The organism is Microbacterium sp. NPDC078428, from assembly GCF_044542535.1.
Taxonomy (GTDB): Bacteria; Actinomycetota; Actinomycetes; order Actinomycetales; family Microbacteriaceae; genus Microbacterium; species Microbacterium limosum.
The window spans coordinates 319,025-331,957 of sequence record NZ_JBITUP010000003.1 but is presented as its reverse complement, the minus strand read 5'-3'; the positions used below and the strand labels follow the sequence as shown (position 1 = coordinate 331,957).

The following is a 12,933-nucleotide window of genomic DNA, read 5'->3' as shown; positions in this document are numbered from 1 at the left end:
GCCATCCGCGTGGTTGTATGAGACGAATACCCCGCAGGAAACCACCCGAGGAGGCACTGAGATGACCACGCTTTCGACGCCGACCGATGTAGCCGTCGTCTACCGCCTGACGGCGATGGACCGTTGCGATTCCTGCGGCGCGCAGGCCTATATCGCCGCGGAGATCAACGGCAGCGAGCTGCTGTTCTGCGCGCACCACGGCCGCAAGTACGAAGAGAAGCTCCGCTCGATCGCCACGTCGTGGCACGACGAGACGGCCCGTCTGATCGACGCGGTGTAACCCCGGACCACACACACGACGAAGCCGCCCCGGATCATCCGGGGCGGCTTCGTCGTGCGATAGCGGTGGGTGGCTCGTCAGCCGATGGAGGCGCCCAGCGCGCCCACCACGGCGTCGAGCGGCACACCCGAGGCATCCCGCTTCGCACCCGGGTCGGGGAGCGGGCGGGCGGCGCCGTCGGGGCCGAGGGCCCGGGCGGGCCCCGCGCCCACCCACGCGAGCCTCAGCGAGTCCTCGCCGCGCAGCAGGCGCTGGGCGCGGACGCCGCCCGTCGCGCGTCCCTTGGCGGGGAACTCGGCGAGGGCGGTGACCTTCGCCGAACCCGTGTCGGCTCCCGCGATCGCCTCGCTGCTGCCCGCGATGGTGACGACGACCGCGTCGTCGCCGGTGTCCGTGACGACGCCGAAGTGGATGACCGCGGCGCCGGGGGACAGTCGGATGCCGGCCATGCCGCCGGCCGCGCGGCCCTGCGGCCGCACCGCGATGGCGTCGAAACGCAGCAGCTGCGCGTCGGAGGTGACGAAGACGAGCTGCGCGTCGTCGGGAGCGGGGGCGGCGCCCACGACGGCGTCGCCGGGCTTGAGCGAGATGAGCTCGACGTCGTGCTTGTTGCCGAGCTCCGTCGTGCTGACCCGCTTCACGATGCCCGAGCGCGTCCCGAGCGCGAGCATCGGGGTCTCCACGAGCGGCGCGATCGCCACGACGTGCTCGTCCGCCGCCATCTGCAGGTACTGGTCCGCCCGGGTCCCCGCGCCCAGCTGAACGGAGTTCGCGGGAACGCTCGGCAGATCGACGGGGGAGAAGCGCACACCCCGGCCCGCCGAGGTGATCGCGACGAGATCGCCGCGCACCGTCGTGTCGACGACGGAGCGCACGGCGTCGTGCTTGGCGCGGCGCGAGGGGGCCACGACCCCGCCCGCGGGGTCGTTCTCGACCGTCTCGACCCGCACCATGCGGCCCGAGGCGCTGAGGATGACCCGGCACGCGGCATCGGCGATCTCCAGCGCGGGAGCGTTGCGGGCGGTTCGGGCCGCGGACGGCGCGGCGTTGGTGAGCAGCGTGCGGCGGGGCGTGCCCAGCTCGTCCGCGACGGCCTCGAGCTCGGTCGCCACCTGCCGGCGCAGCAGCGCCGGCGATCCCAGCAGCTCCTCGAGCCGGGCGATCTCGGCGCGCAGCTCGTCCCGCTCCGCTTCGAGCTCGATGCGCGAGAACTTCGTCAGCCGGCGCAGGCGCAGCTCGAGGATGTACTCGGCCTGCACCTGGGTCAGCTCGAAGACGTCCATGAGGCGTGCGCGGGCCTGCTCGCCGTCGGCGGAGGAGCGGATGACCTGGATCACCTCGTCGATGTCGAGGATCGCGATCAGGAGACCGTCGACGAGGTGCAGGCGCTCCTTCCGGCGGGCCAGCCGGTAGCGGCTGCGGCGGGTGACCACCTCGAGGCGATGGCCGACGTACACCTGCAGGAGGTCGCGCAGCCCGAGCGTGCGGGGCTGGCCGTCGACGAGCGTGACGTTATTGATGCTGAACGAGTCCTCGAGCGGGGTCAGCCGGTAGAGCTGCTCCAGCACCGCCTTCGGGTCGAAGCCGGTCTTCACGCCGATCACGAGGCGCGTGCCCTTCGTGCGGTCGGTCAGGTCGGCCACGTCGCTGATGCCCTGCAGCTTCTTCGACTGCACGGCATCCTTGATCTTCTCGATCACGCGCTCGGGCCCGACCAGATACGGCAGCTCGGTCACGACGATGCCCGTCTTGCGCGGGCCCAGGCTCTCGATGCCCGCCTTCGCACGGGTCTTGAACGAGCCGCGGCCGTTCGCGTACGCGTCACGGACGCCGTCGAGCCCCACGATCACGCCGCCGGAGGGGAGGTCGGGGCCCGGTACGAACGCCATCAGGTCCTCGAGCGTCGCGTCCGGGTTCTCCAGGAGGTGGATGGCGGCCCCCACGACCTCGACGAGATTGTGGGGAGCCATGTTGGTGGCCATCCCGACGGCGATGCCGGAGGCGCCGTTAACGAGGAGGTTGGGGTAGGCAGCCGGGAGGACGGCGGGCTGCTGGAACTGATTGTCGTAGTTCGGGATGAAGTCGACGACGTCCTCGTCGAGGTCGGCCGCCATCGCCATCGCCGCGCGGGCGAGCCGCGCCTCGGTGTAGCGCGCCGCCGCAGGGCCGTCGTCGAGGGAGCCGAAGTTGCCGTGGCCGTCGACGAGGGGCACCCGCTGGGAGAACGGCTGCGCGAGCCGCACCAGCGCGTCGTAGATCGGGGCGTCGCCGTGCGGGTGCAGCTTCCCCATCACCTCCCCGACCACGCGGGCGCTCTTGACGTGCCCCCGGTCGGGACGCAGACCCATCTCAGCCATCTGATACACGATGCGCCGCTGCACCGGCTTGAGGCCGTCGCGGGCATCGGGGAGGGCACGAGAGTAGATCACCGAGTACGCGTACTCGAGGAACGAGCCTTGCATCTCGCTCGAGACGTCGACGTCTTCAATGCGCTCGGGAGGGGTCTCGGCGGGGGCGTGCGGCATGGGTTCCTTCGGGCGGAGCTGATCCGGATGCGAAACGGGGGCCGTCCGCACGCTGTGCGAGACTGACCCCGATGACCCTCATGCTACCGGCGGAGCCCGGCCACGCCCGGAGCCTCACCGCGCTGCTGCCGGGTCTCCGCGACGCCGTGACGCGCCCCGCGGGTCACGGCTGGCTCCCCGCCGCCCGCTCCGCCGTCATCGTGCTCGTCGACGGTCTCGGCAAGGCGACGCTCTCGTCGCGCGCGGGCCACGCGCGGTTCCTCACCTCGGCGATGTCCTCGAAGGACGTCGCGCGCTCGGTCTTCCCCACGACGACGGCGACGGCGCTGACGAGCCTCATGACCGGCGTGGACGCCGGCGCGCATGGCATCGTGGGATACCGCGTGCGGGTGCCGGGCACGCCTCACGCGGCCAACCAGCTCAGCGGGTGGGAGAGGGATGGGCTCGATCCCGAGAGCTGGCAGCGCGCGCGCACCCTCTTCGAGGACGCCGATGCGTCGGCGTTCATCGTCAGCCGTGAGGAGTACCGGGGCAGCGGCTTCACCCGGGCGTCCTTCCGCGGGGCGACGTTCCTCTCGGCGGCGGATGTCGCCGAACGGCTTCTGCTCGCGGCCGACACCGCCGCACGGCACGACGGTGCGATCGTGTACGCTTACGCGCCTGAGCTCGACGTGCTCGGGCATCGTCACGGCATCGAGTCGGGCGAGTGGACGGACGGCCTCGAGACGGTGGATGCCGCGGTGCGCGCGTTCGCCGCGGCGCTGCCGGAGGATGTCGGCGCGCTCGTCACGGCCGATCACGGCATGATCGACGTCCCGCGTCGGGGTCACGTCCTGCTCGAGCAAGGGAACCCCCTGCTCGACGGCGTCGAGGTCGTCGCGGGCGAGCCGCGGATGCTCCATTTGCACGCGCACCCGGGGGATGCCGATCGTCTGCTGTCCGCGTGGCGGACCGCGGAGTCCGCCCGGGCGTGGGTGATGAGCCGGAGCGAGGCGATCGATGCGGGATTGTTCGGCGACGTGACCCCGGACGTCGCGCCCCGCATCGGCGATGTTCTCGTGGCCGCCCGCGCCCGTGTCGCGTATTACGACGACCGGACGCGCGACAAGGCGGGGCAGTCCATGGTCGGGCAGCACGGCTCCCTGACCTCCGACGAGAGACTCGTCCCGCTCATCAGGCTCGGAGCCTTCTCGCGGCGGTGACCACGTGTGACCGTGTCACCGGCCCGAGGAGTGCCTCAGTCCGCGTCACCCCGCGCGCCGAAGACGATCTCGTCCCACGACGGCAGCGAGGAGCGGGCGCCGCGCCGGCGGGTGGCCGGCTCCGCCGCGGTGTCGTCGCCGCTCGCTTCCTCCGGGGCCGAGCCGTAGCCGGGCTCGAGGGCGTCGAACAGCGCGACGGGGGCGTGCGCGACGGGGGGAGCGGTCGTCTCCGGCGGGCTCTCGGGGGCCGGCTCGCGCTGGCCGCGTCGCCGCCGGAGCGCCTCCAGGAGATCCGCGGTCTCAGCGCTCGTGGCGACCGGCTCGGTCGCGCGCTTGACGGCGGCATCCGACGCCCCGGCCGGACGGCCCGGATCGGTGGGGCCGATGTCTTTCCGCGGTCCGAAGGCGCCGCTGTCGAATCGCGTCTCGTCCTTGATGCCGGGGGCGGCGTCGAGGGCGCGAAGGCGGGGGATGAGGCCGTCGGGAAGCGAACCCTGACGGGAGAGCTGCGTGGCGTCGGAGTTCTGCGGCGACAGGGCGCCGCGGCGGTGGTCGAAGCTCCAGCGGGCGTCGTGATCGATGTCCGCGACGCGGAACTCGAGCTTGATGACCCAGCCGCCGGCGTCCTTCCAGCTGGTCCACCGCTCGCCGGTCGCCCCGACCTCCTCGAGCTTCGCGCGGATGGCGGCGCCGAAGGTGGGTTGCGCATCGGCGTCGTCGACGGCGCCGAGCAGGACCGGGACCGCCAGCGCCAGGCCGACGATGTGCTCGCGCTCGGCGAGGACGGGCGCCTCGTAGCGCTCGACATCCTCGAGGCTGGCCCCCAGGAGCTGGGCGACCTCGCGGGCCGAGAGACCCGAGCGGATGTGGGCCTGGACCTCCCGGGGGCTCGGCCGGGCCGCCCGCGGGTCGTCGCCCGCGTCGGCCGCGCTCCGCGCTCGACGAACCTCGGCGCGCAGCACCTCGTCGATCACGAGGGCGAACGTCTGTCCCGCCTCGGTCGCGACGATCAGCCGATCGTCCTCCGTGCGGATCACCTTGAGCTCTTGCATCGAACACGTCCTCTTCCACTGGTTCCGTGTGGAGTCATGGTGTCACGCTCGCCTCGCACCGCCGGGAATATCGCGGGCGCGCCGCCGGTTTGAGCCCATCGCGACACGGCGACAACGACGCATTTGCTTATTGACCGCCTCTCGTGCAAACTAGCGCCGCCCATTTCGGCGCGCACCACCTGCATCAGACGGAAGAAGTGACTCTCACCCCATGGCAACGGACTACGACGCCCCCCGCAAGACCGAGGACGACAGCGAGTCGATCGAGGCCCTGAAGGAGCGCGTGCCCGACAAGCTCTCGGGCTCTGTCGACGTCGAGGACTCCGACAACCCCACGAGCTTCGACCTGCCCGGCGCCGACCTCTCCGACCTCGAGCTCGACGTCGTCGTGCTGCCCCCGCAGGAGGACGAGTTCACCTGCGTCAGCTGCTTCCTCGTGAAGCACCGTTCGCAGGTCGATCACGAGGACTCGATCGGCTTCGTCTGCAAGGACTGCGCCGCGTAACGCGCGCGTTCGATCGCGGCGGCCAGCCGATCGGGGGTCCGGGACGAGACGACCCACGCGCTGACAGGGTCGTCGGTATCCTCGACCGGGACGATGACGAGCCCGTCGATCCCGCCGCGGATGAGGTTCCAGGCCCGGGCATCCTGGCCCGGTCCCCGCGCGTGGCGGGCATCGTCACCGGACAGGGGGCTGGGCGTCCCGAGCCAGCTGGCGTCGATGTGCGCTCGCCCGGCGCGCAGGGTCGTTCCGCGTACCTCGATGCGCGGGGCGAGCCAGATCGCCCCGCACACCGCCGCGACGCCGACGATCACACCGCCCGCCAGCGACAGGGTGGGATCGAGCGGCACCAGGACGAGTGAGGCCATCGGCGCGAGCACCGCTGCGGAGACGAGCAACCACAGCGACGGGGCCAGGCGCTCGCGATAGGTCGGCTGTAGCTTCTGCATTACCCTCGATGAGTGACCGATTCCGTGGACGTATTCATTATCGCGCCCGAGACTCCGTCCTACGCCCACCCCGGTGACGCGGGCGCGGATCTGGTCGCTTCGGAAGCGGTGCGCCTCGAGCCCGGTCGCCGCGCGCTCGTCGGCACAGGCGTGCGGATCGCGCTCCCCGAGGGGTACGCCGCGTTCGTGGTCCCTCGCAGCGGCCTCGCCGCCAAGCACGGCATCACGGTCGTGAACTCCCCGGGCACCGTCGATGCGGGCTACCGCGGCGAGATCAAGGTCTCGCTCCTGAACACGGACGCCGAGCAGCCCTACGACATCGCCGTCGGGGACCGCATCGCGCAGTTGATCGTCATGCCCGTGGTGCGGGCGACCTTCGTCCCCGTCCAAGAGCTCCCCGAGAGCCTTCGCGGGGCAGGCGGATTCGGGTCGACGGGGTACCGTGCGGCCGATGAACGAGAGGACCTTCCGGCATGAGCGATGAGCAGACGACCGATCCTGGGAACGAGCAGGCCCCGAAGTCGGCGCCGGCCGATCGTGCGACCGCCGGGCCGTTCGACGAGGCCGAGGCCAATCCCGTGCGCCCCTACATCGACCTCGGCGGCATCAAGGTGCTTCCGCGGGAGGGGCTGAACCTCCGGCTCGAGATCGAGGAGCAGTCCAAGCGGATCGTCGCGGTCGGCCTCGACTACGCCGATTCCACGCTGCAGGTGCAGCCGTTCGCGGCTCCCCGCTCGGCGGGGCTCTGGCACGAGACACGCGCCCAGATCCGGGAGCAGGTGCGCACGCAGGGCGGCCGTGTGGAGGAGCGGGAAGGTCCGCTCGGTCCCGAGCTGCTGGCCGAGGTCCCCGTGATGGCGGGGGCCGAGGCGGCGTCGGGCAAGCGCCTCGCCCGCTTCGTGGGGGTGGACGGCCCTCGATGGTTCCTGCGCGGTGTCATCGGCGGTGCCGCCGCCTCAGACCTCGAGGCCGCCGCGAAGGTCGAGGACCTGTTCCGGTCGATCGTCGTCGTCCGCGGCGGATCGCCTATGCCGCCGCGCGAGTTCATCCCGCTGAAGATGCCCTCCACCCCCGGGGCGTCGTGAGCGCCGAGCCCGATCCTCCCCGCGATCCGCTGATCCCGCCCGAGCCGGCGCCGCAGGACGTGATTGGCGGAGCCCTCGCCGACGCGGCCCGTCGGGCAGGCCTCGATCCGGCGGATGCGACCACCACCAGGGACGTCGTCTGGCGCGGCATGGGCGGCTGGCGCGGCATCCTCGAGTCGGTCCTGCCGAGCCTCGTCTTCCTGCTCGTCTACACCGTGTGGCAGGACCTTCCGTGGGCCCTGGGTCTCTCGGTCGGTCTCGCCGTCGTGTTCACGGCGGCTCGTCTGATCGCACGCTCGCCGGTGCAGGCCGCGATCGGCGGGCTGGTCGCAACGGGTGCCGCGGCGGCGCTCGCGCTGTGGACGGGGCGCGCCGAGGACAACTTCGTCCCGGGCTTCATCACGAACGGGCTCTACGGATCGGCGCTGCTGATCTCCGCCCTCGTGGGCTGGTCTCTCATCGGGCTCGCCGCCGGCGCCCTCATGGGGGAGGGCACCGCGTGGCGCGCCGATCGCCGCAAGCGCCGGGTCTTCTTCTGGCTCACGATCGCGTGGGCCGCGCTGTTCGCCGCCCGGCTGGCCGTGCAGCTGCCTCTCTACTTCGCGGGTGACGTCACGGCGCTCGGCACGCTGAAGCTCGTCATGGGCCTTCCGCTGTTCGCGCCCATGCTCGCGGTGACGTGGCTCGCCGTCCGCGCTCTCTACCCCGCACCGCGCACCTGATACATTTATCTCGACATCGAGATAAATCTGCGCTCGCTACCGCCCCGGGGCAGGCGCCCGACCGGTAAGGCTCGCCTTGCTAGCCGCGGCGCAGGGCCCCGACGAAGATGGTCAGCGGCGAGTGGTCGCAGCGACTGGAGGAGACGGCATCGTGGCATCGGTCAACAGCTTCGGAGCACAGGACACACTGAGGGTCGGGGACACCGACTACGAGATCTTCCGGGTGGACACGGTCCCGGGCTACGACAAGCTCCCGTTCAGCCTCAAGGTCCTCCTCGAGAACCTCCTCCGCACGGAGGACGGCGCCAACGTCACCAAGGCGCAGATCGAGGCACTCGGGTCGTGGGATCCTGACGCGGAGCCCGACACCGAGATCCAGTTCACGCCCGCGCGCGTCGTGATGCAGGACTTCACCGGCGTGCCCTGCATCGTCGACCTGGCCACGATGCGCGAGGCCGTCACGAAGCTCGGCGGCGACCCCGACAAGATCAACCCGCTCTCGCCCGCCGAGATGGTCATCGACCACTCCGTCATCGCCGACCTCTTCGGCACCGAGAACGCCCTCGAGCGCAACGTCGAGATCGAATACGAACGCAACGGCGAGCGCTATCAGTTCCTGCGCTGGGGCCAGACGGCGTTCGACGACTTCAAGGTCGTCCCCCCGGGCACCGGCATCGTGCACCAGGTCAACATCGAGCACCTCGCGAAGGTGATCTACGATCGCAACGTCGACGGCGTGCTCCGCGCCTACCCCGACACCTGCGTCGGCACCGACTCGCACACGACGATGGTGAACGGCCTCGGCGTGCTGGGCTGGGGCGTCGGCGGCATCGAGGCCGAGGCGGCCATGCTCGGCCAGCCCGTCTCCATGCTCATCCCGCGCGTCGTGGGCTTCAAGCTGACCGGGGAGATCCCGGCCGGCGTGACGGCGACGGATGTCGTGCTGACGATCACCGACATGCTCCGCAAGCACGGCGTGGTCGGGAAGTTCGTGGAGTTCTACGGCGAGGGCGTCGGCTCCGTGCCGCTGGCCAACCGCGCCACGATCGGCAACATGAGCCCGGAGTTCGGATCCACGGCGGCGATGTTCCCCATCGACGACGTCACCATCGACTACCTCCGGCTCACCGGGCGCGACGAGCAGACCGTCGCGCTCGTCGAGGCGTACGCCAAGGCTCAATCGCTCTGGCACGACGCGCGCCGTGAGCCCTCGTTCAGCGAGTACATGGAGCTCGACCTCAGCACGGTCGTCCCCTCGATCGCCGGTCCGAAGCGCCCGCAGGACCGCATCCTGCTGTCGGAGTCGAAGGCCCAGTTCGAGAAGGACATCCTGAACTACGCCTCGGTCACGACGTCCGAGTCGATCGTCGACCTCGAGTCGCAGGGCTCGTTCCCCGCGTCCGACCCGGGCGGGGCGCCCGGCGAGGAGGAGATCGAGACGGGCGAGGTGCACATCTCCAGCGGTGGTCCCGCCGCGGCGTCCAAGCCCATCCGGATCACCCCGTCGGAGGGTGCGCCGTACACGATCGACAACGGCGCCGTCACCCTCGCCGCGATCACCTCGTGCACGAACACGTCCAACCCGTCGGTGATGATCGCCGCGGGCCTCCTGGCGAAGAAGGCCGTGGAGAAGGGCCTGCAGCGCAAGCCGTGGGTCAAGACGACGCTCGGCCCCGGGTCGAAGGTCGTCACCGACTACTACGAGAAGTCGGGCCTGGACAAGTCGCTGGAGGCGATCGGCTTCTACACGGTCGGCTACGGCTGCACGATCTGCATCGGCAACTCGGGACCCCTGATCGAGGAGGTCTCGGCAGCGGTCAACGACCACGACCTCGCGGTCACCGCCGTGCTGTCGGGCAACCGCAACTTCGAGGGTCGCATCAGCCCCGACGTGAAGATGAACTACCTCGCCTCACCGCCGCTGGTGGTGGCCTACGCCCTCGCAGGGTCGATGAACTTCGACTTCGAGACCGACCCGCTGGGCAAGGACTCCGAAGGTCGCGACGTCTTCCTCAAGGACATCTGGCCCGCACCCGACGAGGTGCAGGAGGTCATCGACTCCTCGATCTCCCGCGAACAGTTCATCAAGCAGTACGCGACGGTCTTCGACGGGGACGAGCGCTGGAAGAACCTGCCGACGCCGACCGGCCCTGTGTTCGAGTGGAACCAGGACTCGACGTACGTGCGCAAGGCGCCCTACTTCGACGACATGACGATGGAGCTGACGCCCGTCACCGACATCCGTGGCGCCCGCGTCATGGCCACGCTCGGCGACTCGGTCACGACCGACCACATCAGCCCCGCCGGCAACATCAAGATCGGCACCCCGGCCGCGAAGTATCTCGAGGAGCACGGCGTCCGTCAGAAGGACTTCAACTCCTACGGTTCGCGCCGCGGCAACCACGAGGTCATGATCCGCGGCACCTTCGCGAACATCCGCCTGAAGAACGCGCTCGTGAGCGCGGTCAACGACGGCGCCGTGGTCGAGGGCGGGTACACGCGCGACTTCACGCAGCCCGGCGGGCCGCAGTCGTTCATCTACGACGCGAGCCAGAACTACCAGGCGCAGGGCATCCCGCTGGTCATCTTCGGGGGCAAGGAGTACGGGTCGGGCTCGTCTCGCGACTGGGCCGCGAAGGGAACGAGCCTGCTGGGCGTCAAGGCGGTCATCACCGAGAGCTTCGAGCGCATCCACCGCTCGAACCTCATCGGCATGGGCGTCGTGCCGCTGCAGTTCCCCGCCGGCAAGAGCTGGGAGTCCCTCGGGCTCGACGGCACCGAGGTCGTCTCGATCACGGGCCTGGAGAAGCTCAACGAGGGCGTCACGCCGAAGACGGTGACGGTGACGGCGGAGCCCAGCGAGTTCTCCCCCGAGGGCAAGCAGACCGTCACGTTCGAGGCGGTCGTGCGCATCGACACCCCCGGTGAGGCCGATTACTACCGCAACGGCGGCATCCTGCAGTACGTGCTGCGCAGCCTGGTCTGACCGGAACGCAGGGGCCCCCGGCATCGCCTCGGCGGTGGCGGGGGCCCCCGCGTTACGGGGCGGGCGATCCGGCTCGCCGGGGCGGCGGCGGGCGGCCCCGCTCGAGCCCCGCCCCGTAGACTGATCCGATCGCCGGCGTCATCGCCGGTCGAAGGAGGGGCGCACATGGGCTTGCTGTCGTCGATCACCGGTCCTCGCGATCTGGACGCGCTGAGCGTCGACGAACTGGAGGACCTGGCCACCGAGATCCGCTCGTTCCTCGTCGAGAACGTCGCACGCACGGGCGGTCATCTGGGCCCGAATCTCGGCGTGGTGGAGCTGACGCTCGCGCTCCACCGGGTGTTCCAGTCGCCGGAGGATCCGATCATCTTCGACACGGGCCACCAGTCCTACGTCCACAAGCTGCTGACGGGACGCCAGGACTTCAGCGCTCTCCGCTCGCGCGGCGGCCTCGCCGGCTACCCGCAGCGCAGCGAGAGCGAGCACGACATCGTCGAGTCCTCGCACGCATCGAGTTCGCTGAGCTGGGCCGACGGCGTCTCCCGCGCCCTGACGCGCACGGGACGCCGCGACCGTCACGTGGTCGCCGTCGTCGGCGACGGTGCGCTGACGGGCGGGATGACGTGGGAGGCCCTCAACAACATCTCCGACGACAACGACCGCAACCTCGTGATCGTCGTCAACGACAACGGCCGCTCCTATGCGCCCACGATCGGCGGTATCGCCCGGCACCTCAACCGTGTGCGGACGACCGACACCTATCGCACGCTGCGCCGCAGCAGCGACTCGTTCTTCGACCGCTTCGGTCCCGTCGGACGCGCCGTCTACCGCGGCGTGCGCGGCGGCACTCACGGGTTCCTCTCCCGTTTCACGAACAACGCCGCGCTCTACTCGAACCTCGACATCAAGTATCTCGGGCCGATCGACGGCCACGACATGAAGACTCTGCTCGAGACGCTCACGCTCGCGAAGGACTACGGCGCTCCCGTCATCGTTCACACGATCACGGAGAAGGGGCGCGGCTACGAGCCGGCGCGCAACGACGAGGCGGACCAGTTCCACGCCGTGGGGCGCATCGACCCCACGACCGGTCGCACGCTCGGCTCCGGCGGTGCCACCGCCTGGACGGACGTCTTCGCCGACGAGCTCGTCTCCATCGGCGAGGACCGCCCCGACGTGATCGCGATGACGGCCGCCATGCTGCGGCCGACCGGCCTGCTGCCCTTCGCGCAGCGCTTCCCCGACCGCGTGTACGACGTCGGCATCGCCGAGCAGCACGCCGCGGCATCAGCGGCGGGGCTCGCCTTCGGAGGACTGCATCCGGTCGTCGCCATCTACGCGACGTTCATGAACCGCGCGTTCGACCAGGTGCTCATGGACGTGGGGCTGCACCGTGCCGGTGTGACCTTCGTGCTCGACCGCGCGGGGGTCACCGGGCCGGACGGCCCGAGCCACCACGGCATCTGGGATCTCGCGATGCTGCAGCTCGTGCCCGGAATCCGCATCGCGGCCCCCCGCGACGAGACCCGACTTCGCGAGAGCCTGCGGGAGGCCGTCGCGGTAGACGACGCGCCCACGGTCGTTCGGTACCCGAAGGGCTCCGTCGGAGCCGACATCCCCGCCCTCGAGCGGCTGGACGACGGCGTCGACGTCCTCGCGCGCCGCGACGCGGAGGACGTGCTCCTCGTCGCGATCGGTCCGTTCGCGGGCCTGGCGCTGGATGTCGCGGACCGGCTGTCCGCGCAGGGGATCGGGGCCACGGTCGTCGACCCCCGCTGGGTCGTGCCCGTCGCCGGGTCGATCGTCGACTTCGCCGCCCGCCACCGTCTCGTGATCACGATCGAGGACGGCATCCGAGTCGGGGGAGTGGGCACGCGCATCCGCCAGGTCCTCCGGGAGGCGGGGATCGACACCGCCGTGGACGAGCTCGGCCTGCCCGACGCCTTCATCGACCACGCGTCGCGGGAGCAGATCCTGGCGGACGCGGGTCTGTCCGCAGCCAAGATCGCCCAGGACGTCGTGGCCCAGGTGCTGGGCACCCGTGTGCCCGTCGCCCGTCAGAACGCGGGTGAGCCCGGGTGGCTCGCCGAGATCCACTCGGACGCCGCGGGATCGTAGGCCCGCGGCGTC

Annotated in this window: 11 protein-coding genes; 8 read left to right on the top strand and 3 right to left on the bottom strand. The window is 70.7% G+C overall.

Going from position 1 to position 12,933, the window contains the following annotated elements; translation table 11 throughout:
* The first annotated feature begins 61 nt into the window (after positions 1-61).
* Positions 62-280, top strand: a complete 219-nt coding sequence (locus ACIGCK_RS08000; RefSeq protein ID WP_396665187.1) for a hypothetical protein — start codon at positions 62-64, stop codon at positions 278-280.
* Positions 281-357: 77 nt separating this feature from the next.
* Here the strand turns inward: ACIGCK_RS08000 and ACIGCK_RS07995 are convergent, their stop codons facing one another.
* The gene (locus ACIGCK_RS07995) at positions 358-2,805 is read right to left on the bottom strand and encodes a DNA topoisomerase (ATP-hydrolyzing) subunit A (RefSeq protein WP_396665185.1); all 2,448 of its coding nucleotides are present in this window, start codon (positions 2,803-2,805) and stop codon (positions 358-360) included.
* 71 nt (positions 2,806-2,876) lie between these two features.
* Here ACIGCK_RS07995 and ACIGCK_RS07990 point away from each other — a divergent pair, with 71 nt between their 5' ends.
* Positions 2,877-4,007 (top strand): alkaline phosphatase family protein, encoded by a 1,131-nt coding sequence (locus ACIGCK_RS07990; protein ID WP_396665184.1) that lies wholly within the window; start codon positions 2,877-2,879, stop codon positions 4,005-4,007.
* Positions 4,008-4,042: 35 nt separating this feature from the next.
* Here the strand turns inward: ACIGCK_RS07990 and sepH are convergent, their stop codons facing one another.
* Complete coding sequence (gene sepH, locus ACIGCK_RS07985; RefSeq protein ID WP_396665182.1) at positions 4,043-5,059, bottom strand: septation protein SepH; 1,017 nt, start codon at positions 5,057-5,059, stop codon at positions 4,043-4,045.
* Between the two features lie 211 nt (positions 5,060-5,270).
* On the opposite strand from sepH, the gene ACIGCK_RS07980 reads away from it, so the two are divergent.
* Positions 5,271-5,564 (top strand): DUF4193 domain-containing protein, encoded by a 294-nt coding sequence (locus tag ACIGCK_RS07980; protein WP_330171836.1) that lies wholly within the window; start codon positions 5,271-5,273, stop codon positions 5,562-5,564.
* Here ACIGCK_RS07980 and ACIGCK_RS07975 read toward each other — a convergent pair.
* A complete protein-coding gene (locus tag ACIGCK_RS07975) occupies positions 5,519-6,010 on the bottom strand; it encodes a DUF3093 domain-containing protein (RefSeq protein ID WP_396665180.1) in 492 nt (163 codons plus the stop codon). The two genes, ACIGCK_RS07980 and ACIGCK_RS07975, sit on opposite strands and share 46 nt — an antisense overlap.
* Before the next feature lie 12 nt (positions 6,011-6,022).
* On the opposite strand from ACIGCK_RS07975, the gene dut reads away from it, so the two are divergent.
* From dut to dxs, 5 genes are all read left to right on the top strand, one after another.
* A complete protein-coding gene (dut, locus tag ACIGCK_RS07970) occupies positions 6,023-6,487 on the top strand; it encodes a dUTP diphosphatase (RefSeq protein WP_396665178.1) in 465 nt (154 codons plus the stop codon).
* Positions 6,484-7,095: a DUF3710 domain-containing protein gene (locus ACIGCK_RS07965; RefSeq protein ID WP_330171839.1), complete on the top strand. Its 612-nt coding sequence runs from the start codon at positions 6,484-6,486 to the stop codon at positions 7,093-7,095. Before dut ends, ACIGCK_RS07965 begins: the two co-directional genes overlap by 4 nt.
* A complete protein-coding gene (locus ACIGCK_RS07960) occupies positions 7,092-7,817 on the top strand; it encodes a DUF3159 domain-containing protein (RefSeq protein ID WP_396665176.1) in 726 nt (241 codons plus the stop codon). Before ACIGCK_RS07965 ends, ACIGCK_RS07960 begins: the two co-directional genes overlap by 4 nt.
* Before the next feature lie 151 nt (positions 7,818-7,968).
* The gene (locus ACIGCK_RS07955) at positions 7,969-10,803 is read left to right on the top strand and encodes an aconitate hydratase (protein WP_396665174.1); all 2,835 of its coding nucleotides are present in this window, start codon (positions 7,969-7,971) and stop codon (positions 10,801-10,803) included.
* 165 nt (positions 10,804-10,968) lie between these two features.
* Complete coding sequence (gene dxs, locus ACIGCK_RS07950) at positions 10,969-12,921, top strand: 1-deoxy-D-xylulose-5-phosphate synthase (RefSeq protein WP_396665173.1); 1,953 nt, start codon at positions 10,969-10,971, stop codon at positions 12,919-12,921.
* Positions 12,922-12,933 lie beyond the last annotated feature (12 nt).